General features: G+C 54.0%; 21 protein-coding genes. 5 read left to right on the forward strand and 16 right to left on the reverse strand.

The window, feature by feature from the left end:
• Nucleotides 1-6 precede the first annotated feature (6 nt).
• Nucleotides 7-1209, forward strand: coding sequence for a phenylpropionate dioxygenase ferredoxin reductase subunit (gene hcaD, locus OGV89_RS10325; RefSeq protein WP_286558592.1), 1203 nt, complete (start codon nt 7-9; stop codon nt 1207-1209).
• Between the two features lie 92 nt (nt 1210-1301).
• On the opposite strand, the gene glyA is transcribed toward hcaD, so the two are convergent.
• Nucleotides 1302-2555 carry a serine hydroxymethyltransferase gene (glyA, locus tag OGV89_RS10330; protein WP_003037627.1) on the reverse strand — a complete coding sequence of 418 codons (1254 nt, stop codon included), beginning with the start codon at nt 2553-2555 and terminating at the stop codon, nt 1302-1304.
• Between the two features lie 326 nt (nt 2556-2881).
• Between glyA and hmpA the strand changes: the two genes are divergently transcribed.
• On the forward strand, nt 2882-4072 hold the full coding sequence (hmpA, locus tag OGV89_RS10335; RefSeq protein WP_003037624.1) for an NO-inducible flavohemoprotein: 1191 nt from the start codon (nt 2882-2884) through the stop codon (nt 4070-4072).
• Nucleotides 4073-4173: 101 nt separating this feature from the next.
• Here the strand turns inward: hmpA and glnB are convergent, their stop codons facing one another.
• The 5 genes from glnB to purL all read right to left on the reverse strand — a co-directional run bounded on the left by glnB (nt 4174) and on the right by purL (nt 12626).
• Nucleotides 4174-4512 carry a nitrogen regulatory protein P-II gene (glnB, locus tag OGV89_RS10340; RefSeq protein ID WP_002914032.1) on the reverse strand — a complete coding sequence of 113 codons (339 nt, stop codon included), beginning with the start codon at nt 4510-4512 and terminating at the stop codon, nt 4174-4176.
• Between the two features lie 60 nt (nt 4513-4572).
• The gene (glrR, locus tag OGV89_RS10345; protein WP_304502307.1) at nt 4573-5907 is read right to left on the reverse strand and encodes a two-component system response regulator GlrR; all 1335 of its coding nucleotides are present in this window, start codon (nt 5905-5907) and stop codon (nt 4573-4575) included.
• Nucleotides 5907-6650, reverse strand: a complete 744-nt coding sequence (qseG, locus tag OGV89_RS10350; protein WP_139935687.1) for a two-component system QseEF-associated lipoprotein QseG — start codon at nt 6648-6650, stop codon at nt 5907-5909. The genes glrR and qseG overlap by 1 nt, the downstream gene beginning before the upstream one ends.
• A 22-nt stretch (nt 6651-6672) precedes the next feature.
• Nucleotides 6673-8103, reverse strand: coding sequence for a two component system sensor histidine kinase QseE/GlrK (gene qseE, locus OGV89_RS10355; RefSeq protein ID WP_003847077.1), 1431 nt, complete (start codon nt 8101-8103; stop codon nt 6673-6675).
• A gap of 635 nt (nt 8104-8738) precedes the next feature.
• Nucleotides 8739-12626, reverse strand: a complete 3888-nt coding sequence (gene purL, locus OGV89_RS10360) for a phosphoribosylformylglycinamidine synthase (protein ID WP_046670158.1) — start codon at nt 12624-12626, stop codon at nt 8739-8741.
• 256 nt (nt 12627-12882) lie between these two features.
• On the opposite strand from purL, the gene mltF reads away from it, so the two are divergent.
• Nucleotides 12883-14433: a membrane-bound lytic murein transglycosylase MltF gene (gene mltF / locus OGV89_RS10365; RefSeq protein WP_003838390.1), complete on the forward strand. Its 1551-nt coding sequence runs from the start codon at nt 12883-12885 to the stop codon at nt 14431-14433.
• Nucleotides 14434-14445: 12 nt separating this feature from the next.
• Here the strand turns inward: mltF and tadA are convergent, their stop codons facing one another.
• Genes tadA through murQ form a run of 4 tightly spaced genes read right to left on the reverse strand, consistent with a single transcriptional unit; the run spans nt 14446 to nt 17906 of the window.
• On the reverse strand, nt 14446-14982 hold the full coding sequence (gene tadA, locus OGV89_RS10370) for a tRNA adenosine(34) deaminase TadA (RefSeq protein WP_071593187.1): 537 nt from the start codon (nt 14980-14982) through the stop codon (nt 14446-14448).
• Nucleotides 14983-14999: 17 nt separating this feature from the next.
• On the reverse strand, nt 15000-15635 hold the full coding sequence (gene yfhb, locus OGV89_RS10375) for a phosphatidylglycerophosphatase C (protein ID WP_003037603.1): 636 nt from the start codon (nt 15633-15635) through the stop codon (nt 15000-15002).
• A gap of 3 nt (nt 15636-15638) precedes the next feature.
• Entirely contained in the window at nt 15639-17003 is a 1365-nt protein-coding gene (locus OGV89_RS10380; RefSeq protein WP_044701968.1) for a PTS transporter subunit EIIC, read from the reverse strand.
• A 9-nt stretch (nt 17004-17012) separates the two neighbouring features.
• Complete coding sequence (gene murQ / locus OGV89_RS10385) at nt 17013-17906, reverse strand: N-acetylmuramic acid 6-phosphate etherase (protein WP_200003105.1); 894 nt, start codon at nt 17904-17906, stop codon at nt 17013-17015.
• A 117-nt stretch (nt 17907-18023) separates the two neighbouring features.
• Between murQ and OGV89_RS10390 the strand changes: the two genes are divergently transcribed.
• Nucleotides 18024-18872, forward strand: a complete 849-nt coding sequence (locus tag OGV89_RS10390; protein WP_003037593.1) for a MurR/RpiR family transcriptional regulator — start codon at nt 18024-18026, stop codon at nt 18870-18872.
• A 55-nt stretch (nt 18873-18927) separates the two neighbouring features.
• Nucleotides 18928-19188, forward strand: coding sequence for a YfhL family 4Fe-4S dicluster ferredoxin (locus tag OGV89_RS10395; RefSeq protein WP_003037590.1), 261 nt, complete (start codon nt 18928-18930; stop codon nt 19186-19188).
• A 128-nt stretch (nt 19189-19316) separates the two neighbouring features.
• On the opposite strand, the gene acpS is transcribed toward OGV89_RS10395, so the two are convergent.
• The 6 genes from acpS to lepB all read right to left on the reverse strand — a co-directional run bounded on the left by acpS (nt 19317) and on the right by lepB (nt 24022).
• Nucleotides 19317-19697, reverse strand: a complete 381-nt coding sequence (acpS, locus tag OGV89_RS10400; protein WP_060855368.1) for a holo-ACP synthase — start codon at nt 19695-19697, stop codon at nt 19317-19319.
• Complete coding sequence (gene pdxJ / locus OGV89_RS10405; protein WP_016150781.1) at nt 19697-20428, reverse strand: pyridoxine 5'-phosphate synthase; 732 nt, start codon at nt 20426-20428, stop codon at nt 19697-19699. The genes acpS and pdxJ overlap by 1 nt, the downstream gene beginning before the upstream one ends.
• An 11-nt stretch (nt 20429-20439) precedes the next feature.
• Complete coding sequence (gene recO, locus OGV89_RS10410; RefSeq protein ID WP_003037583.1) at nt 20440-21168, reverse strand: DNA repair protein RecO; 729 nt, start codon at nt 21166-21168, stop codon at nt 20440-20442.
• Nucleotides 21169-21195: 27 nt separating this feature from the next.
• Complete coding sequence (era, locus tag OGV89_RS10415; protein ID WP_003037581.1) at nt 21196-22101, reverse strand: GTPase Era; 906 nt, start codon at nt 22099-22101, stop codon at nt 21196-21198.
• Nucleotides 22098-22778: a ribonuclease III gene (gene rnc / locus OGV89_RS10420; protein WP_003037579.1), complete on the reverse strand. Its 681-nt coding sequence runs from the start codon at nt 22776-22778 to the stop codon at nt 22098-22100. The genes era and rnc overlap by 4 nt, the downstream gene beginning before the upstream one ends.
• Nucleotides 22779-23047: 269 nt before the next feature.
• Nucleotides 23048-24022, reverse strand: coding sequence for a signal peptidase I (lepB, locus tag OGV89_RS10425; protein ID WP_003847065.1), 975 nt, complete (start codon nt 24020-24022; stop codon nt 23048-23050).
• Between the last annotated feature and the right edge of the window lie 6 nt (nt 24023-24028).

The following is a 24028-nucleotide window of genomic DNA, read 5'->3' on the forward strand; positions in this document are numbered from 1 at the left end:
GGCGTTATGAACCAAAAAACTATCGCTATCGTCGGCGGCGGCCAGGCTGCTGCTATGGCTGCTGCCGCACTGCGCCAGCAGGGATTTGACGGCGAATTACAACTGTTTTCCGATGAGCAGCATCAGCCCTATGAACGTCCACCGCTCTCCAAAGCGATGCTGCTGGACGACAATCCGCAACTTCAGCCGATACTCCCCGCTGACTGGTGGCGGGAACACAACGTACAGCTGCATCTGGGTGTTACTGTACAGACGCTCGGCCGCCAAACGCATCAGTTGGTGCTGGCTGATGGGCAGAGTTATCCATGGGATCGGTTACTGATTGCGACGGGCGCTGCGGCACGCCCCCTTCCGCTGTTGGATAAGCTGGGCGATCGATGCTTTACTCTGCGTCATGCCGCTGATGCCGAGCGCCTGCGCGACACTTTGTTGCCGGGTAAGTCGATTGTCATTGTCGGTGCGGGCACCATTGGTCTGGAACTGGCGGCCAGCGCGACTCAACGAGGCTGTCAGGTGACAGTGGTGGAGCTGGCACCAACGGTCATGGGCCGTAACGCGCCTGCTCCGGTGCGCGACTACCTGCTTGCCCGCCACCAGCAGGCGAGCGTGCGGGTGTTACTCAACAGCGCCATTGAACACGCCGAAGCGAGAGAGTGTCTCTCGCTGACGCTGCAAAACGGCGAGACGCTGCTGGCCGATGCGATGGTTTACGGCATCGGTATCGTGGCCAATGATGCGCTGGCCCGCGAAGCGGGGCTGGAGACGGCGAACGGCATTATCGTTGATAGCGCCTGCACCACCTCCGATCCGGACATTTTCGCCGCCGGTGACGTAGCGATAACGCGCAAGCCCGACGGTTCGTTAGTACGCATGGAAAGCTGGGAAAACGCCAATTTTCAGGCACAGATTGCCGCCGCCGCAATCCTAAATCTGCCGTTGCCGGAGAAGACACCTGGCTGGTTCTGGACCGACCAATTTAATGACAATCTACAATTTGTTGGCGAAATGCAGGGAGAAAGCTGGTTCATACGCGGCAATTCAGATGTGCATAAAGCAATATGGTTTAACCTGCAGGATGGCGTGATTGTTGGCGCAGTAACGTTGAATCAGGGCCGAGAAATACGTTTATTGAGAAAATGGATTCAGGCAAAGAAAAAGCCACCAATGGCGGCTTTAGTCGATGAAACAATCTTGCTTAAGTCAATATAACTGCCGGATGGCACTTCTTTTATCCGGCCTACATGTGAGTTACCCGTAGGCCGGATAAGGTGTTTACACCGCCATCCAGCAATCAGTATGGCTTACGCGTAAACCGGGAAGCGTGCGCAGATATCCAGAACTTTACCTTTGACGCGCTCGATTACAGCTTCGTCATTGATGTTGTCCAGCACGTCACACATCCAGCCAGCCAGCTCTTTCGCTTCCGCTTCTTTGAAGCCACGGCGAGTGATTGCCGGAGAACCGATACGGATACCGGAAGTCACAAACGGGCTCTTCGGATCGTTCGGTACGCTGTTTTTGTTAACGGTGATGTTAGCACGGCCCAGCGCGGCATCAGCTTCTTTACCGGTCAGGTTTTTATCAACCAGATCCAGCAGGAACAGGTGGTTTTCAGTACCGCCAGAAACCACTTTGTAGCCACGGTTCAGGAACACTTCCACCATCGCTTTGGCGTTTTTAGCAACCTGCTGCTGGTAAACCTTGAACTCAGGCTCCATCGCTTCTTTCAGCGCCACGGCTTTCGCTGCGATCACGTGCATCAGCGGGCCGCCCTGCGCGCTTGGGAACACAGCAGAGTTCAGTTTTTTGTACAGCTCTTCGTCACCGCCTTTCGCCAGGATCAGGCCACCGCGTGGACCCGCCAGGGTTTTGTGGGTGGTGGTGGTCACAACGTGTGCATGTGGAACCGGGTTCGGATAAACACCAGCGGCAATCAGACCCGCAACGTGCGCCATATCGACGAACAGGTATGCACCGATGCTGTCAGCGATTTCACGCATTTTTGCCCAGTCAACAACGCCGGAGTAAGCAGAGAAGCCACCGATGATCATCTTCGGTTTGTGCTCTTTGGCCTGCTTCGCCATGTCTTCGTAGTCAATTTTGCCGGACTCATCAATACCGTAAGGGATGATGTTGTACAGTTTGCCGGAGAAGTTAACCGGGGAGCCGTGAGTCAGGTGGCCGCCTTGTGCCAGGTTCATACCCAGAACGGTATCGCCCGGTTGCAGCAGAGCGGTGTAAACAGCGAAGTTAGCCTGAGAACCAGAGTGCGGCTGTACGTTAGCGTAGTCAGCGCCAAACAGCTCTTTTGCACGATCGATAGCCAGTTGCTCAACGATATCAACGTACTCGCAACCGCCGTAGTAGCGCTTGCCCGGATAACCTTCAGCATATTTGTTGGTCAGCTGAGAACCCTGTGCCTGCATAACACGCGGGCTGGTGTAGTTTTCGGAGGCGATCAGTTCGATGTGCTCTTCCTGACGTACTTTTTCCTGCTCCATAGCCTGCCACAGTTCGGCATCATAATCGGCAATGTTCATTTCACGCTTTAACATCCGCATCTCCTGACTCAGCTAACAATAGAATTTCGGCCTAAAAAGGCAGTCCCGTTGGACGACGGCCAACAGTATAACCGAATCATTCTTCGATAACAGGTCTTGACAAAGGATTTTACGCAAACGATTACCTTCACGGCACGCAAGGCTTTGGAGAACAAAGGTCTGCTGAATTTCAACGGATTTCTTTTCAGGTTTGTGATGCAGATTTTTCACGATGTAACCTTTACAACGCAAAGTTACAAAGAACCATTTACAATGCAGGGGTATTTTTTATAAGATGTATTTGACATACATCATTAAAGTCTCAGATAAAGGAAGACCGTATGCTTGACGCACAAACCATCGCTACAGTGAAAGCCACCATTCCCCTGCTGGTTGAAACAGGTCCGAAGCTGACCGCCCATTTCTACGATCGCATGTTTACGCATAACCCAGAGCTGAAAGAAATTTTCAACATGAGTAACCAGCGTAATGGCGATCAGCGCGAGGCGCTGTTTAACGCGATTGCCGCGTATGCCAGCAATATCGAAAACCTGGCGGCGCTGTTGCCAGCGGTTGAGAAAATCGCGCAAAAGCATACCAGTTTCCAGATTAAACCAGAGCAGTACAACATCGTGGGTGGTCATTTGCTGGCAACGCTGGACGAGATGTTCAGCCCAGGCCAGGAAGTTCTGGATGCGTGGGGTAAAGCGTATGGCGTACTGGCGAACGTTTTCATCAACCGTGAAGCGCAAATCTACAGCGAAAATGCCAATAAAAATGGCGGCTGGGAAGGTACCCGTCCTTTCCGCATCGTGGCAAAAACCCCACGCAGTGCACTGATCACCAGCTTTGAGTTTGAACCTGTCGATGGTGGCGCAGTAGCTGAATATCATCCGGGACAATACCTGGGCGTCTGGTTAAAGCCGGAAGGTTTCCCGCATCAGGAAATTCGTCAGTACTCACTGACCCGTAAACCTGATGGCAAAGGCTATCGTATTGCCGTTAAGCGTGAAGACGGTGGTCAGGTTTCCACCTGGCTGCACAACCATGCGAATGTTGGCGACGTTGTTCACCTGGCCGCACCTGCGGGCGATTTCTTTATGGACGTCGCGACCGACACCCCGGTATCTCTGATCTCCGCGGGCGTGGGACAAACCCCAATGCTGGCGATGCTGGACACGTTGGCGAAAGCGAAGCATACGGCGCAGGTTAACTGGTTCCACGCGGCAGAAAATGGCGATGTACATGCCTTCGCTGATGAAGTAAATGAACTCGGCAAAACGCTGCCACGCTTTAGTGCACACACCTGGTATCGTGAGCCAACCGAAGCCGATCGCGCGAAAGGTGCGTTTGATAGCGTAGGTCTGATGGATTTGAACAAACTGGAAAGCGCAATCAGCGATCCGGCGATGCAGTTTTATCTGTGCGGTCCGGTTGGTTTCATGCAGTTCGCCGCGAAGCAGCTGGTCGGCCTGGGCGTGAAAAACGAGAACATTCATTACGAATGCTTCGGTCCGCATAAAGTCTTGTAATGTATTATGCGAGTAGGCCGGATAAGGCGCTTACGCCGCCATCCGGCAATCACTCGGCCTGATGCGCTACGCTTATCAGGCCGACAAATTAACGGCGCGGCTTAGATTGCCGCGTCGTCTTCTTCACCGGTACGAATACGAATAACGCGAGCCACGTCGAAGACAAAAATCTTACCATCGCCGATCTTGCCGGTCTGGGCAGTACGGATAATGGTGTCGACGCAGGTATCGACGATGTCGTCGGTAACCACAATTTCAATTTTTACCTTCGGCAGAAAATCCACCATATATTCCGCGCCACGGTACAGCTCGGTATGGCCTTTCTGACGGCCAAAGCCTTTCACTTCCGTTACCGTCATCCCGGTGATACCGACTTCTGCCAGCGCTTCGCGGACGTCGTCCAGCTTGAAGGGTTTAATAATCGCATCAATCTTTTTCATGCTATTCCTTGAAAAGGTCGCCTGTCTTTTGATCGAATAAAGCTAACATAATCCGCAGATTTATTCTTTGAAATCGTTTGCATCCAGCTCGTGTCGAGAAAGCAACTTATAGAATTCGGTGCGATTGCGCCCCGCCATTCTTGCCGCGTGAGTCACATTGCCCTTGGTGATTTGCAGCAGCTTACGCAGATAGTTGAGCTCAAACTGGTTACGCGCCTCAACAAATGTCGGCAGCGCGGTGTTTTCCCCTTCCAGCGCCTGCTCCACCAGCGCGTCGCTGATCACTGGCGAAGAGGTCAACGCCACGCACTGCTCAATTACGTTGACCAGCTGACGCACATTGCCCGGCCAGCTGGCGGTCATTAACCGCTTCATGGCATCGGTTGAAAAGGCGCGTACGAACGGTTTGTGCCGTTCAGCAGACTGGCGCAGCAGATGGTTCGCCAGCAGCGGAATATCTTCCGTACGCTCGGCCAGCGCAGGGATCTTCAGGCTCACCACGTTGAGGCGATAGTACAAATCCTCGCGAAATTCGCCCCGAGCCATCGCTTTGGGTAAATCGCGGTGGGTCGCAGAAACGATCCGCACATCAATGTCGATATCGCGGTTACTGCCCAACGGTCTGACTTTTCGTTCCTGCAATACGCGCAGCAGTTTCACCTGTAACGGCGCAGGCATATCGCCAATCTCATCGAGAAAAAGCGTGCCGCCTTCAGCGGCCTGAAACAGCCCTTCACGATTACTCACCGCGCCGGTAAAAGCGCCGCGCGCATGACCAAACAGTTCAGACTCCAGCAGTTGTTCCGGCAACGCGCCACAGTTAATGGCAATAAAGGGCTTGTGACTGCGCGGGCTGGCGTTGTGAATAGCCTGGGCGAAAACTTCTTTCCCGGTTCCGCTTTGGCCGTTGATCAAGACACTAACATCCGATTGCGCCACCATTCGCGCCTGTTCCAGCAGACGTAGCATCAGCGGGCTGCGGGTGACAATGGACTCACGCCAACTGTCATCAGTAGCAGGCGCAGACTGTTCCAGCGCCCCGTCAATCGCGTGATATAACGCGTCCTTGTCGACTGGCTTAGTGAGAAAACTGAACACCCCTTGCTGGGTCGCCGCAACGGCGTCCGGGATGGAGCCGTGAGCGGTCAGGATAATCACCGGCATGCCCGGCTGCACTTTCTGGATTTCAGTAAACAGCTGCATGCCGTCCATTTCATCCATGCGCAGATCGCTGATAACCAGATCCACTTTTTCACGGTTCAGTACCCGTAACCCTTCCTGCCCACTTTCCGCGGTCACGACGCTGTAGCCTTCGCTGGTCAGCCGCATTCCAAGTAATTTCAACAGGCCCGGATCGTCATCCACCAGCAGCAGATGTGCGGGCTTACGGCTTATCATGGCGTAACCTCATCGGCAGACGGCGCTGCGCCTTCTTCGTTATCAGGCGTAGTGAGTTTATCGTTCCCGTGCGGCGCATCAGGATTGTAGTTACCGGCGGGTTTGCGCGTTGAAAGCTGGCGCTCAATATCGGTCAGATTCTCCAGCTTGCGGGTCGTGAGATCGAGCTGGGACTGCAAATGTTGTTGCTGTTGACGCAGCGTATCGAGATCGCTATCTGACGACTGCTGGAGCTTACTGTAGCGCAGGCGCTCTTCGGCAAGCTGTAACTGCAACATTTGATTACGGAACCAGGCCTGATAAAGCGGTCGAACCTGACTTGGAATTTGTGGGCTTAACGCGTCGAGACGCGTAACTGCCTCTCGCCGTTCAGGCGGGGTAATGCGGGCGTTATCAAGCAGGATCCCGCGTTTGAAAGCGCCCTGCCAGGTATCCGTGAGCTGAGCACTGGCTTCACTGCGCGCCTGTACCGGCATCATGCGATCGGCACAGTCCATCGCCCGCAGCCAGTACAACGGGTTGGTATCTGTGGACTGGCCAGACAGCGACCAGATATCCGTACAGTCGGTTGCAAGGTAGTCCGCCAGTTGATTAGGCGGAATTTTCTCCTGCGAAGGATCGCCGATAATATGATTCACCGCGTTCGGGACGCAACCAACCAGTGCCAGGCACGGCAGGCTTGCGAGGATGACGCGATGAAGAAAATGTCGTTTAAGCATTCGGGCAACAACGTATGGCATACTCACCAGACTTAGGTTTATTTTAGTGATTTTTCGCAGCAGCTAGCGGCAGTTCTATGCGAAAACAAACGTTTTGCGCGTGGTCATCAACCAGATACAGTTTGCCCCGCATACGGCGAATGCAATCTCTGGCAATGCTTAGCCCCAACCCGCTTCCTTTTACCGCCCCTTTTCGCTGATGGCTACCCTGGAAAAAAGGCTCGAAGATCATGGTCTGTTCTGCTTCAGGGATCGGTGTGCCGGTATTCATTACATCGATGTATACCGTTGATCCATGCAAACTGCTGCGGATCCAAATGTTACCGGATTCAGCGCCGTAGTGCACCGCATTGGAATAAAGATTGTCCAGCACGCTCATCAACAGCATCGGTTCTGCCAGGCAGGCGTTCACCGCAAGCGCAACATCAGTATGTATCATTTTGGCGCGAGCGGGCAGGCTATGCGCAGAAACAACGCTTTCCACCAGCGGCGCGATTTCCACACTTTCAAGCTCAGCCTCATCATCCGCCAACTTGCGGTTGTAATCGAGAAGTTGCTCAATCAGTTTTTGCAAGTTGCGGCTGCTGTCATCGAGGATGCCGACCACCTCTTTTTGCTCCGGTGTTAACGGGCCCACTACCTGATCGGCCAGCAATTCGGTACCTTCACGCATACTCGCCAGCGGTGTTTTCAGCTCATGAGAAAGATGGCGTAAAAACTGATGCCGTTGCGACTCAAGCCAGGAGAGGCGTTCACTTAACCAGATAATACGCTGCCCCACGGATCGCAGCTCGCGGGGCCCAGTTAATAATACGCTATCGCCCAACGAGCGCCCTTCTCCCAGACGGTTGATCATCCGTTCGATGCCCTTCACCGGACCGATAATCATACGGGTAAACAACAGCACCATCGCCAGGCTAAGGAGAAACAGCACCAGTGCCTGCCAGCCAAAAAACTGCCCGCGTTCGGCTATTTCCTGCTGTAACTGCTGGCCACGAGAAAAGACGACGGTACGCGTCGCTTGCACCATCTCGGTATTGGCATTGGCGAACGCTTCCAGCCGTGCAGCCGACACACTGTCAGGGCCGCTGTTTTTACACTGCAACTGCGCGAGATCGTTAAGATCCTGACGCAACGCCTGGTAGAGCTTGGTATCTGGCAACACCCCCGCATGCGCATCCAGCATATCGCTGTAGCGTTTACGCTGACTTTGGTAGACCTTGGCCAACGTTGAGTCATCAAGCACACAGTATTGCCGATAGCTGCGCTCCATCTCCAGCGCAGCATTGGTCATCGCTTCACTGCGTCTGGCGTCAATCAGCGTGGTGCGGTTCGTCAGCGCAGCCTGCGCGCTCAGGGCATTCAGACTTTGCCACGCCTGCCAGGCCAAAACTAACAACGGCAACAGGATCAGCAAAAATGCCAACATCACCAATTGACGTAAAGATCGGGGGAAAACTGACCAGCGCTTCAAGGCGTTACTCTCAATGGACAGGAATAGGTTGATGCTAACTGAGGGGAACGCCAGATACAACAAAGCCGGGATTAACCCGGCTTTGTTGCGGAATAAGGCGGTGCCTAACTCGACGTTTCGCCCGGAGGTTGATATGAGCTTCGCTAATATCAGATGTTGGACGGCAGGCACCTTGTTGTGCGTCATTCGAAGTTTATGTAGCACGTCCCGAAGGGGCTGACATAAGAAGGTGAATGAGCCACTGGTTAATATTATGCAGCATCTGTGCCAATATTCAAAACACTTTATTAACACAATGATAAATATAGAAAATATGATTATTTATATGAGAAATGATATTGTCCATTTTTCACCCACACCGTCGCCAATCAGCAACACCTGTAACACTTAAAAACAAATTCGTTTTAAATCAAATAATTAAATGTCTCTTTTTGGCGACAATGTAACCTTACCTATGTCGGCATTTCCCGACACTTTACTTTTAGGTGCAAGCGCTGAGTTTATTGCCGGATAGCGGCGTGAACGCCTTATCCGGCCTACAACCGCATTTCCCCGTAAGCCTGATAAGCGTAGCGTCATCAGGCGGCAGACAAAAAAAGCCCCTCACGAAGAGGGGCTTGATGATCATAGGCTAATTATCCAAGCTGTTTACGCGCGTTGCGGAAGATACGCATCCACGGGCTGTCCTCGCCCCAATTTTCCGGGTGCCAGGAGTTGCTCACGGTACGGAACACACGTTCCGGGTGCGGCATCATAATGGTGACGCGACCATTTTCAGTGGTCACAGCAGTAATACCATTCGGCGAACCGTTCGGGTTAGCCGGGTAAGCCTCGGTCACCTTACCGAAGTTATCGACGTAGCGCAGTGCCACCAGACCTTTGCTCTCAAGCTGAGCCAGATGCGCACCGTCACGCACTTCCACACGGCCTTCACCGTGAGAAACGGCAATCGGCATCATCGACCCCACCATATCGGCAAGCAGTAAAGACGGGCTTTGCGTCACTTCGACCAGGCTGAAGCGGGCTTCAAAGCGGTCGGAGTTGTTACGCACAAAGCGCGGCCACAGGTCGCTTCCGGGGATTAGCTCACGCAGGTTAGACATCATCTGGCAACCGTTACACACTCCGAGCGCCAGGGTTTGCGGGCGATGGAAGAAGGTTTCGAACTCATCACGCACGCGGTTGTTGAACAAAATTGACTTCGCCCATCCTTCCCCTGCGCCGAGTACATCGCCGTAAGAGAAGCCGCCGCAGGCTACCAGCGCCTGGAAGTTACCCAGGCCGATGCGTCCACCCAGCAGATCGCTCATGTGTACATCGATGGCGTCAAAGCCCGCACGGTGGAAAGCTGCTGCCATCTCAACGTGGGAGTTCACGCCCTGCTCGCGCAGCACGGCCACTTTCGGACGCGCCCCGGTGGCGATATACGGCGCGGCAACATCGTCGTTAATATCGAACGTCAGTTTGACGTTGAGACCCGGATCGGCATCGTTGGTTTTAGCGTCGTGTTCCTGATCGGCGCATTCCGGGTTATCGCGCAGACGCTGCATCTGCCAGGTGGTTTCCGCCCACCACATACGCATCGTGGTGCGACTTTCGCTGAACACCGCATGACCATCTGCTTCGACCACGAAGCGGTCGCCCTGCACGGCTTTCCCCAGATAGTGCACGCAATCGGCCAGGCCATGTTGAGCCAGCAACGCCTCAACCGCTTCACGATCACCTGCGCGAACCTGAATCACCGCGCCCAGCTCTTCGTTAAACAGCGCCGCCAGACGATCTTCACCCAGAGAGTGGATATCAGCTTCAATACCGCAGTGACCAGTGAAGGCCATTTCCGCCAGCGTCACCAGCAAGCCACCGTCGGAGCGATCGTGGTAGGCCAGCAGCTTACGTTGTGCGACCAGCGCCTGAATGGCGTCGTAGAAGCCTTTCAGTTGCGCTACGTTACGCACATCGGCAGGCTTATCCCCCAGTTGACGGTAAACCTGCGCCAGCGCCGTCGCACCAAGCGCGTTGTGACCCAGACCAAGGTCAATCAGCAACAGGGCGTTATCTTCAGTAGAAAGCTGCGGGGTAATGGTGTGGCGCACATCTTCCACACGGGCAAAGGCGGTGATCACCAGCGATAGCGGCGAGGTCATTTCACGCTGTTCGTTGCCTTCCTGCCAGCGGGTTTTCATCGACATAGAGTCTTTGCCCACCGGAATGGTCAGGCCAAGCGCCGGACATAATTCTTCCCCAACGGCTTTTACCGCTTCGTACAGTCCGGCGTCTTCGCCAGGGTGACCTGCAGCCGCCATCCAGTTGGCCGACAGTTTAATGCGTTTGATATCGCCAATCTGCGTTGCCGCAATGTTGGTCAGCGCCTCACCTACAGCCAGACGCGCAGAGGCTGAGAAGTCGAGCAATGCGACTGGCGCGCGCTCGCCGAGAGACATCGCTTCGCCGTAGTAGCTATCGAGGCTTGCGGTAGTGACCGCGCAGTTGGCGACCGGGATCTGCCATGGACCAACCATCTGGTCACGCGCCACCATACCGGTAACGGTACGGTCACCGATAGTCACGAGGAACGTTTTCTCCGCGACAGTTGGCAGATGCAGCACGCGGTTAACCGCATCTGCAATCGAGATTTCACTACGATTCAGGGCATCGCCTTTGGCTTTCAGCGTCTGCACATCGCGGGTCATTTTCGGTGTTTTACCCAGCAGCACATCGAGTGGCATGTCGATCGGCTGGTTGTCGAAGTGGCTGTCGCTCAAGGTCAGATGCTGTTCTTCGGTTGCTTCACCGATGACCGCGTACGGCGCGCGCTCGCGCTTACACAGTTCGTCAAACAGCGGCAATTGATCGGCAGCAACCGCCAGCACGTAGCGCTCCTGGGACTCGTTACACCAGATTTCCAGCGGGCTCATACCCGGCTCATCGCTGAGGATATCGCGCAGCTGGAACTTACCACCGCGACCGCCATCGCTTACCAGCTCCGGCATGGCGTTAGACAGACCACCCGCGCCAACGTCATGGATAAACAGAATTGGGTTCGCATCACCCATCTGCCAGCAACGGTCGATAACTTCCTGGCAACGACGTTCCATTTCCGGGTTATCACGCTGTACAGAAGCGAAATCAAGATCGGCATCAGACTGACCGGAAGCCATAGAGGAGGCTGCCCCGCCGCCAAGGCCAATGTTCATCGCCGGGCCGCCGAGGACGATCAGCTTGGCGCCAACGACGATCTCGCCCTTCTGCACGTGATCGGCACGGATGTTACCGATCCCGCCTGCCAGCATGATCGGTTTATGGTAACCGCGCAGCTCTTCGCCGTTATGGCTGTTGACCTTTTCTTCATAGGTACGGAAGTAGCCGGTCAGCGCCGGGCGACCAAATTCGTTGTTAAACGCCGCGCCGCCCAGCGGGCCTTCAGTCATGATGTCGAGCGCGGTGACAATACGATCCGGCTTACCAAAGTCCTCTTCCCAAGGCTGTTCAAAGCCAGGAATACGCAGGTTGGAGACGGAGAAGCCTACCAGCCCGGCTTTCGGTTTTGCACCACGACCGGTTGCACCTTCATCGCGGATTTCTCCGCCGGAGCCGGTTGCCGCACCTGGCCACGGAGAGATAGCCGTCGGGTGGTTATGAGTTTCTACCTTCATCAGGATGTGGGCTGGTTCCTGATGGAAATCGTAGCGGCCGGTTTTGTGATCGGCAAAATAGCGGCCCACTTCAGAACCTTCCATTACCGCGGCGTTGTCTTTATAGGCAGACAACACGTGGTCCGGCGTGGTTTCGAAGGTATTCTTGATCATCTTGAACAGCGACTTAGGCTGTTGTTTACCGTCGATAACCCAGTCGGCGTTAAAAATCTTGTGGCGGCAGTGCTCGGAGTTGGCCTGCGCAAACATGTACAGTTCAATGTCGTTCGGGTTGCGCCCCAGTTTGGTGAACGCATCCTGCAGATAGTCAATTTCGTCTTCCGCCAGCGCCAGACCCAGACGCAGGTTAGCGTCGATCAGCGCCTGACGCCCCTCACCCAGTAGATCAACGCTGGAGACCGGCGCCGGTTGGTGATGGACAAACAGTTTTTCGGCATCGTTCAGCGCAGAGAAAACCGTTTCCATCATGCGGTCGTGCAGTTCGTCGGCCACCATCTGCCATTGCTCAGCGGTCAGTGTAGAGGCTTCTACATACCAGGCAATGCCACGTTCCAGGCGGCTAATCTGGTGCAGACCGCAGTTGTGGGCAATATCAGTCGCTTTAGAAGACCACGGGGAGATGGTGCCAGGGCGAGGCGTAACCAGCAGCAGTTTTCCTTCCGGCGCGTGGCTTTGCAGAGCAGGACCATATTTCAGCAGGCGTGCAAGCTGCGCGTGCTCATCTTCATTTAACGGCGCATTCAGATCGGCAAAATGGACGTACTCGGCGTAAATATTGTGGACCTGGAGGTTGGCAGCCTGAAAACGTGCCAGCAGTTTGTTAATACGGAATGCAGACAGTGCAGGTGAACCACGCAGAATTTCCATCATAAGTCTCTCGTCTTCTAAGCTTTCGGTGTGCCCAAGTGGGGAAACGGGCGTCATTATAAAGAATCTACCGCGCCGACGAAACCGTTTGCGTCGAAATAAAATCACTACCGTCACTTATCATCAAATGCGGTCAGATTTCTGAATAAGTTGCCAACTGACGCAAGTTTAAGCAAAATGCCGTTCATTAATGACGACTTCACTTCTTAATCAGCACCACAGCAGGCAGAGAAAACGTACGGTTCAGAGAATTAACTAATTGAAAAAATTAAAGATTAATTATCTGTTCATCGGCATATTGACGCTGTTGTTGGCAGCGGCCCTTTGGCCATCTATTCCCTGGTTCGGTAAAGCCGAAAATCGTATCGCCGCCATTCAGTCGCGGGGAGAGCTGCGCGTCAGTACCATCGACTCGCCGTTAACTTACGCGACCCTCAACGGCAAAAAATTCGGCCTGGATTATGAACTGGCCCAGGAATTTGCCGACTACTTAGGCGTGAAGTTAAAAGTTACCGTACGCCAGAACATCAGCCAGCTTTTTGACGACCTGGATAACGGCAATGCCGACCTGTTAGCCGCAGGCCTGGTCTATAACAGCGAGCGGGTGAAAAATTACCAGCCAGGCCCGACCTATTATTCGGTTTCACAACAGCTGGTGTACCGGGTTGGGCAATATCGCCCGCGCACGCTTGCCACCGTGAACGAAAGCCAACTGACTATCGCCCCGGGGCACGTGGTGGTTAACGACCTCCAGCAGCTAAAAGAGAAAAAATTTCCCGATCTGAGCTGGAAAGTTGATGACAAAAAGGGCACCACCGAATTGCTCGATGATGTAATCGCCGGAAAGCTGGATTACACCATTGCAGATTCTGTCGCCATCAGCTTATACCAACGCGTGCATCCTGAGCTGGCCGTGGCGCTGGACGTCTCTGACGAACAGCCGGTGACCTGGTTTAGTCGTCTGGACGATGACAACACGCTGTCTGCCGCCTTGTTGGATTTCTTTAACACCATGAATGAAGACGGTTCTCTGGCACGGCTGGAAGAGAAATATCTCGGGCATGGCGATGATTTTGACTATGTCGATACCCGCACCTTTTTGCGCGCCGTAGACAGCGTGTTGCCGGACCTTAAGCCGCTGTTTGAGAAGTATGCGCAGGAGATAGACTGGCGACTGCTCGCCGCAATATCCTATCAGGAGTCGCACTGGGACGCGCAGGCCACATCCCCGACCGGCGTACGCGGACTGATGATGCTGACCAAAAATACTGCTCAGAGTCTCGGGCTGACCGACCGTACCGATGCCGAACAGAGTATCAGCGGCGGCGCGCGATACTTGCAGGATATGATGAGTAAAGTACCGGATACCGTCCCCGAAGGAGAACGCATCTGGTTTGCCCTTGCAGCCTATAACATGGGTTATGCGCACATGCTTGATGCGCGGGCGCTAACGGTGAAAACCAAAGGCAATCCGAACAGTTGGTCCGACGTAAAACAGCGGCTACCGCTGCTCAGCCAAAAGCCGTATTACAACAAGCTGACCTATGGCTATGCGCGTGGCCACGAAGCTTACGCCTATGTGGAAAATATCCGTAAGTACCAGATTAGCCTGGTGGGGTATCTGCAGGAGAAAGAAAAACAGGCGCAGGAAACGCAGCAACTGGCTCAGGATTACCCAGCGGTGTCGCCGGCTGAGCTGTTGGGTAAAGATAAATTTCCGCTTTCAGCCTTTCTGACTCAGACGTCGTCAAACTACCTGTCGCACTCCCCTTCCCTGCTATTTTCGGCACAAAAGAAAGAGGACCAGTAGTCTGATTGGTATTTACTGATTAGCGGATTTTTTCAGGGCCTTGATTTCCTGCCGACGCATGCGAAAGAAATCACTGAGCAACGTGGCACATTCATCCCGCAGTATCCCCTCTGTCACTTCAACCCGATGATTCATCCCTGGGTGATGCAGCACATCCATTAATGACCCGGCAGCGCCCGTTTTCGCATCGCGTGCACCAAAAACCACTCGGCCGATACGGCTGTGAACCATCGCGCCTGCGCACATCACGCACGGCTCCAGAGTGACGTACAGCGTGGCATCTAACAAACGGTAGTTTTGCAGCACCAGGCCGCCCTGGCGCAGCGCCATAATCTCAGCGTGGGCAGTCGGATCATGATGACCTATCGGGCGGTTCCAGCCTTCGCCAATCACTCGATTGTTATGTACCAATACCGCACCCACCGGGACCTCACGCTCATCCCAGGCGCGCTTAGCCAGCGTTAAAGCATGACGCATCCAGTATTCGTGGCTAAATTCAACATCTGACAAAGGGGTTACTCCACCAATAAAAGCGGGCGCATTATACACAGACGCTATCGTTTACTCTATTCGAGTTGTTGCAGCTCTCCGCGCGGCGTGACGCGCCAGCGATGCTGGCAAAAAGAGAGTAACGGATTATCCTGCTTACTGTCGCTGTAGCCGCTGTAGAGAGACAACGGTGCGCCAATCTGCCGCTCCAGTTGAGTGACTTTCTCATGACCCAGGCAGCGCAGAGTCAGCACCCAGCCGCCGTATCCCCGCGCCATTTTGCTGGCGATCAGATTGACTCGCGGTAGCCACGGAGTATCAAAGTAAACCTGCTCGACCAACGACTGTGGAGAGCCGGTAATAAGCCAAATGTCAGCGTCAGAGCTTAACAGGTAGGTTGTCAGCCGCTGCTGCACGAGCGGAAATGCTGTCACGTTACTGCGAAACCAACGCACAAAGTCGGCCTGATGCGCTTTCAGACGCGCCTCGCTGCGACCAAAAGTGCATCCCCATAACAGCAGGCTCATTGGCCAGCGGGCGGCGCGCCCTTGTATCAGCAATGCCAGCGCAATCACCGGTAGCAGAGGCAGCACCAGCAACGCGTTCAGCGGCTGGCGACGCAGCAGATAACGAATAAAACTACCGAACATATCCTGCTGGTGTAACGTGCCATCCAAATCAAAAAAGACAACGCGGCGCTGGTGATTGGTCAAACCTTATTCCTCTGGATCAGTGAATCCCAATAGCCAGGTAAACAGGAACCCGGCGATAACTGCTACCAGATAGCCTAACAGATAGAACATCACTTTTCCGGCAACAATCGTCAGTGCCAGCGGTAATCCGGAGATGCCAAATGTGATGACCGTCGCCACCTTCCAGTAGCTAATCAGCGCTCCACCTACCGCGCCACCAAGACATGCACCGATAAACGGCTTACCCAACGGCAGCGTTACGCCAAAAATCAGCGGCTCGCCTATACCCAGCAGTCCGACAGGCAGTGCACCTTTGATTACTTTTTTTAACCGCGCATTTCGGGTTTTCATCAGAACCGCGATTGCAGCACCTATTTGCCCAACGCCCGCCATCGCCAGGATCGGAAAGAGCGCGTTATAACCGTGTGCCTGAACCAGCTCAACGTGGATGGGCACCAATCCCTGATGAAGTCCAGTGAGCACCAACGGCAGGAAGGTTCCTGCCAGCACGGCACCGACCAGAAAACCGCCGCGATCGATAGCCCAGGATGCGCCGTGAGCAATAGACTCAGAAATCCAGCCGCCAAGCGGTTGCAGCGCCACAATCGCGATTACGCCGGTAATGATAGTAGTCAGCAGCGGATTAAGGATAAGCTCCAGTGATTCTGGCAACAGCTCGCGGAATTTGCGTTCGATCCAACACATCAACGCCACCACCAGCAGTACCGCGATCACCCCGCCGCGTCCCGGCTGCAACGCTTCGCCAAACAGCGTGATTTGTGCCAGTTGCGGACTGGAGAGAATACCGGCCATCACCCCGCCCATCGCCAGGGAGCCACCGAAAACTTTGGCGGTATTCACCCCGACCAGAATATTCATAATGGCAAACACGGCGCTGCCAAATATGCCCATCAACCCCAGCATATTCGGATAGTGGGTCGCAAAATCCCCCACGATGTCCGGGCGCTTAAGGATGTTAATAATGCCGGTAATCAAACCAGAGGCGATAAACGCCGGAATAAGAGGGATAAAGACGTTCGCCAGCTTGCGCAGCGCATCGCTCATCGGCGCTTTGTACTTTGCTTTGGCCTCTGACTTTGTGCGCTCGATATCATTGGCACCTGCTCGCTCGCCGCCATCGGCAATCAGGGAACGCATGGCATCCACCACTTTGGCCGCTTTACCGGGGCCGACAATAATCTGGTGCTGCGCGCCCTGCTTCACGTAGCCGCTGACACCGGGCAGTTGCCTGAGACGAGGGATATCGAGCTGTCCATCATCCTGAACTTCAACCCTGACGCGGGTCATACAGTTTTCCAGGCGCAGAATATTTTTCTCTCCGCCAACGCCCAGTAGAATATCGCTGGCCAGCACCACCGTCTTATCCATATACACCTCTTAGTGTTCTAACGCCGCGCGTAAAAAACCCTGGTGAGCGGCAAGCTTTTCGCGGGCGGCAGCGGCGTCAAGGCCGGTGAGCGCCATTAAAATAGCTGGCTTAACGTCAAAATCAGTCTGCTTTAGCAGCGCTTGCGCCTGTTCACGCGCAATGCCCGTGGCTTCAACCACCATACGGCACGCCCGATCGACCAGTTTGACGTTGGTTGCCTGCATGTCCACCATCAGGTTCTGATAAACCTTACCGAACTTCACCATCGCTCCGGTGGAGATCATATTGAGCACCAGCTTTTGCGCGGTGCCGGATTTCAGTCGTGTTGACCCGGTCAGCGCCTCTGGCCCCACTACCGGAGAAATGGCGATATCCGCTTCATGCGCGATAGGGGAATCCGGATTGCAAGAAATAGCCACCGTCGTACAGCCAACCGAACGCGCATATTTCATCCCACCAATTACATACGGCGTGCGACCAGATGCTGCCAGCCCCACCACCAGATCCTGCGCGGTAAGATTGAGCGCACGTAGATCGTCTTCACCTAACTGTGGGTTATCTTCCGCACCCTCAACCGCCTTCAGCAGCGCGCCCGGTCCCCCGGCAATCAATCCAACCACCAGACCGTGTGGAACGCCGAAGGTCGGTGGGCATTCAGACGCATCCAGTACCCCGAGACGCCCGCTGGTCCCCGCTCCCATGTAAATAATGCGACCACCTGCTTTTAGTGCGTTAGCTGCCGCATCAACCGCACACGCAACTTGAGGCAGAGTTGCTTTTACTGCTTCGGCTACCAGCGTATCCTGTTGATTAAAACGATGAACCAACTCCAGCGTGGAGAGCGCATCCAGGTCCATGGTCTGTGGATTGCGGGTTTCTGAAACTAATGCACCGAGATTCATTTTTTGTTCCTTAGGAATTTTTAATTCATAATAATCTGCCATAATGGAATATTATATTCATCCAGGCGAATGAAATTTTGTTTTGTAATCGCCATCACGTTTTCGCCAGGAGACAGCATGAACTGTTTAATTCGCATTCGTCAGCGTTACCCGGACCTCGCGCAAAGCGATAAAAAATTGGCGGATTATCTCCTTTCCCAGCCGGATACTGCGCGTCATCTCAGTTCGCAGCAGTTGGCCGCGGAGGCGGGCGTCAGCCAGTCCAGCGTGGTGAAGTTCGCGCAAAAGATGGGTTTTAAAGGATTTCCTGCACTCAAACTGGCGATCAGCGAAGCGCTGGCCAGCAATCCCAACCCCCATTCCATTCCGGTACATAATCAGATTCGCGGTGACGATCCTATGCGTCTGGTGGGGGAAAAGTTGATTCAGGAGAACGTGGCGGCGATGCATGCGACGCTGGACGTCAACAGCGAAGAGAAACTGATGGAGAGCGTCACAATGCTGCGTTCAGCCCGACGCATTATCGTGACCGGGATTGGCGCATCGGGTCTGGTGGCACAGAATTTTGCCTGGAAGTTGCTGAAGATTGGTTTTAACGCGGTGGTGGAACGCGATATGCACGCCCTGCTGGCGACGGTGCAAGCCCTTTCGCCCAACGATCTGCTGCTGGCCATTTCGTATACCGGAGAGCGCCGCGAGCTCAACCTGGCTGCAGATGAAACGTTGCGCACCGGCGCGAAAATCCTCGCCATCACTGGATTTACACCGAACGCCCTGCAGCAACGGGCAAGTCATTGTCTGTACACGATTGCCGAGGAGCAGGCCACCCGCAGCGCAGCGATTTCCTCCACTCATGCGCAAATGATGCTCACTGATTTACTGTTTATGGCGCTGGTGCAGCAGGATCTGGAGCATGCTCCGGAACGTATTCGCCACAGCGAAGCTCTGGTAAAAAAACTGGTCTGAGCAAAGAATGCGCGTATAATGCCCGCCCGATTTGTGATGTTTTGAGAGTTTCCTGATGGCCCTGTTAATCACTAAAAAGTGTATCAATTGCGATATGTGCGAGCCCGAATGCCCGAATGAGGCGATTTCGATGGGTGATAGCATTTACGAGATTAACAGCGACAAGTGTACAGAATGCGTAGGCCATTACGACACGCCAACCTGCCAGAAGGTGTGCCCGATCCCCAATACTATTTTGAAAGATCCGGCACATGTCGAAACAGAAGAGCAGTTGTGGGATAAGTTTGTGCTGATGCACCACGCCGATAAACTTTAACCGCGTCGCCATCCGGCGATGAAGCCTGATGGCGCTAATGCTTATCAGGCCTACCCAGCCCTGCAATAATCGTATAACCCGTAGGCCGGATAAGACGCCACGCGTCGCCATCCGGCAACGTGCAGAATCTAACTCTCGATAATCACCGTAGCGCAGGCGTAGTGACGCTCATCGGCCAGCGTCACATGCATATGCGCGACGCCGAGTTTTTCCGCCAGTTTTAACGCCTCTCCCCATAATCGCAGACGCGGCTTACCGAGTTCGTCGTTAAAGACTTCAAACTGATTAAACGCCAGCCCATTGCGAATACCCGTGCCAAAGGCTTTTGCTGCCGCCTCTTTGACTGCAAAACGCTTCGCCAGAAAACGCACCGGCTGCTGATGCTTTTCCCAGATTGCCCATTCGTTGTCGCTGAGCACACGTCTTGCCAGGCGGTCGCCGGAACGGGAGATTACCGCTTCGATGCGGGCAATCTCCACGATATCCGTACCTAATCCCAAAATCGCCATTAGCCACGCGCTTCCAGCATCAGGCGCTTCATTTCGACTACGGCATCTTTCAGACCGCTCATCACCGCGCGCCCGATAATGGCATGGCCAATGTTCAACTCATGCATTTCCGGGATCCGTGCGATAGCTTTAACGTTGTGATACGTCAGACCGTGACCCGCATTCACCTTCAGGCCAAGGCTTGCAGCATAGGTCGCCGCTTTGGCGATACGCGCCAGTTCGCTGGCCTGCTCTGCGTCAGTTTTCGCATCGGCGTAACAGCCGGTGTGAATTTCAATAAACGGCGCGCCAACTTCCGCAGCGGCCTTAATCTGTTCTTCGTCGGCATCGATAAACAGCGAAACCAGAATGCCTGCGTCCGCCAGGCGTTTGCAGGCATCGCGCATCTTGTCACGCTGACCGGCGACGTCCAGACCACCTTCAGTGGTAACTTCCTGACGTTTTTCCGGCACCAGGCAGCAAAAATGCGGCTTAGTCTCAACGGCAATCGCCAGCATCTCTTCGGTGACTGCCATTTCCAGATTCATGCGCGTATCCAGCGTCTGGCGCAAAATACGCACGTCACGGTCGGTGATATGGCGACGGTCTTCACGCAGGTGTACGGTAATACCGTCCGCGCCCGCCTGTTCAACGATAAACGCTGCCTGAACCGGGTCCGGATATGCGGTACCGCGTGCATTACGTAACGTGGCAATGTGGTCAATATTGACGCCTAACAGTAATTCAGCCATGACAATCCTCGTTAATCATTATTTGTTTTTACTGCGCGTTTTGGCATAAATTGCCGGAACAGTTCCCGGCTTTTTAACGGCTTACCACCAAGATACGGCTTTAACGCCATGCGGGTAAAGCGTTTCGCGGCGCGTAACGTATCGACATCAGGAAATTCACGCGACTCAAGTGCTTTGAGATGGCGTCCGGTAAAGGTATTGTTATCAATAACGACGCTGGCAATAAACCCTTTTTCTTCCCGGTAACGATAGGTCATAGTGTCGTCTACCGGCTCGCCGCTGCCCGCACAGTGGGTAAAATCGACTCCGTACCCCAGATGTCCAAGTAAGGCCAGCTCAAAGCGACGCAATGCAGGTTCTGGCGAACCCGTCGCGCCAGCCAGCGCCTGAATACAGTTCAGGTAATCGAAAAAGAGTTCAGAAAAGCGGGTTTCGTACTCGAGTACGCGCGAGACAAGCTCGTTGATATACAAGCCGCTGTACAGCGTGATGCCGCTAAGAGGGAGTGCCAGAGAAACGGCTTCAGCACTACGTAGGGTTTTGACCTCTCCACGCCCACCAAAGCGAAGCAACAACGGGGTAAAAGGCTGGAGCGCGCCTTTGAGATTAGAACGTTTGGAACGTGCGCCTTTAGCCACCAGGCGCACGCGACCCGACTCTTCCGTGAAGACGTCCAGCACGAGACTGGTTTCGCTCCAGGGGCGACTATGCAAGACAAAGGCTCGTTGCCATCCTTCCATATACTCGCCGTGTTTCAGAAGATGGGTTTAGACGTCGTCGCCGTAACCGAGGCTACGCAGCGCGCGTTCGTCATCGGCCCAGCCGGATTTCACCTTCACCCACAGTTCGAGGTGAACCGGCGCTTCGAACATCTCCTGCATGTCTTTACGCGCTTCGATGCCGATGGTTTTGATCTTGGCCCCTTTGTTGCCAATAACCATCTTCTTCTGCCCTTCACGTTCAACGAGGATCAGACCGTTAATATCGTAACCACCGCGCTCGTTGGAGATAAAACGCTCAATTTCCACGGTAACGGAGTACGGCAATTCAGCACCCAGAAAACGCATCAGCTTTTCACGGATGATTTCTGAGGCCATAAAGCGCTGAGAACGATCTGTGATGTAATCTTCCGGGAAGTGATGAATAGCTTCCGGCAAATGCTTACGCACGATGCCCGCAACGGTATCGACATTCAAGCCGGTTTCGGCAGAAATCGGCACGATATCAAGGAAGTTCATCTGGCTTGCCAGGAACTGCAGGTGCGGCAGCAGATCGGCTTTTTCCTGAACGTTGTCTACTTTGTTCACAGCCAGAATAACCGGGGCTTTGCCATCACGCAGCTTGTTGAGCACCATTTCGTCGTCCGGCGTCCAGCGGGTGCCTTCCACAACGAAAATAACCAGTTCAACATCACCGATCGAGCTGCTCGCCGCTTTGTTCATCAGGCGGTTGATCGCTCGTTTTTCTTCCATATGCAGGCCCGGGGTATCAACATAAATCGCCTGATACGCGCCTTCAGTATGGATGCCAACAATACGGTGACGTGTTGTCTGAGCCTTACGTGAAGTAATAGAAATCTTCTGCCCAAGCAGATTATTCAACAGGGTGGATTTGCCGACGTTCGGGCGACCGACGATGGCAATAAATCCGCAGTAAGTTTTCTCTTCGCTCATTCCAGCTCCAGTTTTTTTAACGCCTGTTCGGCGGCAGCCTGCTCAGCCTTACGACGGCTCGAACCTGTGCCAACCACCGGTTCACTCAGGCCGCTGACCTGGCAGTGGATAGTAAATTCTTGATCGTGTGCTTCACCACGGACCTGTACCACCAAATAAGACGGCAGAGGCAGGTGGCGACCCTGCAAATATTCCTGCAGGCGCGTTTTCGGATCTTTTTGTTTGTCGCCTGGGCTAATTTCATCCAGACGAGTTTGATACCAGTTCAGGATTAATTGCTCAACGGTTTGAATATCGCTGTCGAGGAAGACGCCGCCGATCAAGGCTTCAACGGTATCGGCCAGGATCGATTCACGACGGAAGCCGCCGCTTTTCAGCTCACCAGGCCCCAAACGTAAACATTCACCGAGGTCAAACTCACGGGCTAATTCAGCCAGCGTATTGCCGCGAACCAGCGTTGCGCGCATGCGGCTCATGTCACCTTCGTCCACTCGAGGGAAACGGTGATACAGCGCATTAGCGATAACAAAGCTCAAAATAGAGTCGCCCAGAAATTCTAAACGCTCGTTATGTTTGCTGCTGGCGCTCCGGTGAGTTAATGCCTGCTGCAACAGCTCCTGATGATTAAAAGTGTAGCCCAGCTTCCGTTGAAGCCGATTAATTACGATGGGGTTCATGCGATACCAATAAATGAATGCGTCAACAATTCAGCACACGAAACAGACCTGATATACGCACTTTGCGGAGCCATCTGGCTTCGCCTGCATGCTTTTATATACAAACCAACGCTGTTTCGTGTGCCGTGGCAACCTGTCGGTGCCAACCTAAAACTTCGGGGGAATATTCTATACACAACGACAAGGGATGTCGTTAGTCTGCGGGAATTTATCCGAGAAATAATTCACGCTGCCGCCGTAATGACGACAACGTGAACGATTATCGGCGATTAGTGAATGCCACCAATACGGCTTAAACGCACACCGGTCGGCCATTCACCTTCTTGCTTATCGAAACTCATCCAGATAGCGGTCGCTTTACCCACCAGATTCGCTTCCGGCACAAATCCCCAGTAACGGCTGTCCGCGCTGTTGTCACGGTTATCACCCATCATGAAGTAGTGCCCTGGCGGGACGATCCAGGTTGCCAGTTGCTGACCAGGCTGGCGGTAATACATTCCCACCTGATCCTGCGCGATTGGCACGGTCAGAATGCGATGCGTAACCTCACCCAGCGTTTCTTTACGCTCAGAGAGACGAATACCGTTCTCTTTCGTTTCGTTCAGCGGAACGTCAAAGAAGCCACTGGTCGCTTCCCCACCGTTACGGCGCGCAAAGGTCTGTACGAAATCACTTGGCTGAACATCCGAATACGTTACCGGCAGCGCGTTTTCACACGCCTGACCGGAACGGCATCCTGGCTGAATAGTCACCTCTTTCGCCACTGGATCGTACGTTACTTTGTCTCCCGGTAAACCGACAGCACGTTTAATGTAGTCCAGGCGCGGATCTTCCGGGTATTTAAACACCACGATATCACCGCGTTTCGGATGACCGGTTTCGATCAGCGTTTTCTGGTAAATCGGATCTTTAATCCCGTAGGCGAATTTCTCCACCAGGATAAAGTCACCGATAAGCAGCGTCGGCATCATCGAACCTGACGGGATCTGGAACGGCTCATAAATAAATGAACGTACCACCAGCACAATCGCCAGTACCGGGAAAACGGATGCCCCGGTTTCCAGCCAGCCCGGCTTAGGGGATACTTTTTTCAGCGTTGCTTTATCCAGTGAATCACCTGCAGCAGCTTGCGCTGCTGCCTGACGCTCCCGGCGTTTTGGTGCGAAGATGAATTTATCTACGCACCATAAAATGCCCGTCACCAGTGTGGCAATCACCAGAATCAGGGCAAACATGTTCGCCATGCCAAC

Source organism: Citrobacter sp. Cf125, assembly GCF_030333935.1.
GTDB lineage: Bacteria > Pseudomonadota > Gammaproteobacteria > Enterobacterales > Enterobacteriaceae > Citrobacter > Citrobacter freundii.

Excerpts from the sequence above, each read along its gene's own strand:
- hcaD (WP_286558592.1), top strand. The coding sequence starts at position 7 with ATGAACCAAAAAACTATCGCTATCGTCGGCGGCGGCCAGGCTGCTGCT.
- acpS (WP_060855368.1), bottom strand. The coding sequence starts at position 19,697 with ATGGCGATTTTGGGATTAGGTACGGATATCGTGGAGATTGCCCGCATC.
- era (WP_003037581.1), bottom strand. The coding sequence starts at position 22,101 with ATGAGCGAAGAGAAAACTTACTGCGGATTTATTGCCATCGTCGGTCGC.
- hmpA (WP_003037624.1), top strand. The coding sequence starts at position 2,882 with ATGCTTGACGCACAAACCATCGCTACAGTGAAAGCCACCATTCCCCTG.
- glnB (WP_002914032.1), bottom strand. The coding sequence starts at position 4,512 with ATGAAAAAGATTGATGCGATTATTAAACCCTTCAAGCTGGACGACGTC.
- lepB (WP_003847065.1), bottom strand. The coding sequence starts at position 24,022 with ATGGCGAACATGTTTGCCCTGATTCTGGTGATTGCCACACTGGTGACG.
- recO (WP_003037583.1), bottom strand. The coding sequence starts at position 21,168 with ATGGAAGGATGGCAACGAGCCTTTGTCTTGCATAGTCGCCCCTGGAGC.
- purL (WP_046670158.1), bottom strand. The coding sequence starts at position 12,626 with ATGATGGAAATTCTGCGTGGTTCACCTGCACTGTCTGCATTCCGTATT.
- OGV89_RS10390 (WP_003037593.1), top strand. The coding sequence starts at position 18,024 with ATGAACTGTTTAATTCGCATTCGTCAGCGTTACCCGGACCTCGCGCAA.
- rnc (WP_003037579.1), bottom strand. The coding sequence starts at position 22,778 with ATGAACCCCATCGTAATTAATCGGCTTCAACGGAAGCTGGGCTACACT.
- murQ (WP_200003105.1), bottom strand. The coding sequence starts at position 17,906 with ATGAATCTCGGTGCATTAGTTTCAGAAACCCGCAATCCACAGACCATG.
- pdxJ (WP_016150781.1), bottom strand. The coding sequence starts at position 20,428 with ATGGCTGAATTACTGTTAGGCGTCAATATTGACCACATTGCCACGTTA.
- qseG (WP_139935687.1), bottom strand. The coding sequence starts at position 6,650 with ATGCCATACGTTGTTGCCCGAATGCTTAAACGACATTTTCTTCATCGC.
- glyA (WP_003037627.1), bottom strand. The coding sequence starts at position 2,555 with ATGTTAAAGCGTGAAATGAACATTGCCGATTATGATGCCGAACTGTGG.
- OGV89_RS10380 (WP_044701968.1), bottom strand. The coding sequence starts at position 17,003 with ATGGATAAGACGGTGGTGCTGGCCAGCGATATTCTACTGGGCGTTGGC.
- OGV89_RS10395 (WP_003037590.1), top strand. The coding sequence starts at position 18,928 with ATGGCCCTGTTAATCACTAAAAAGTGTATCAATTGCGATATGTGCGAG.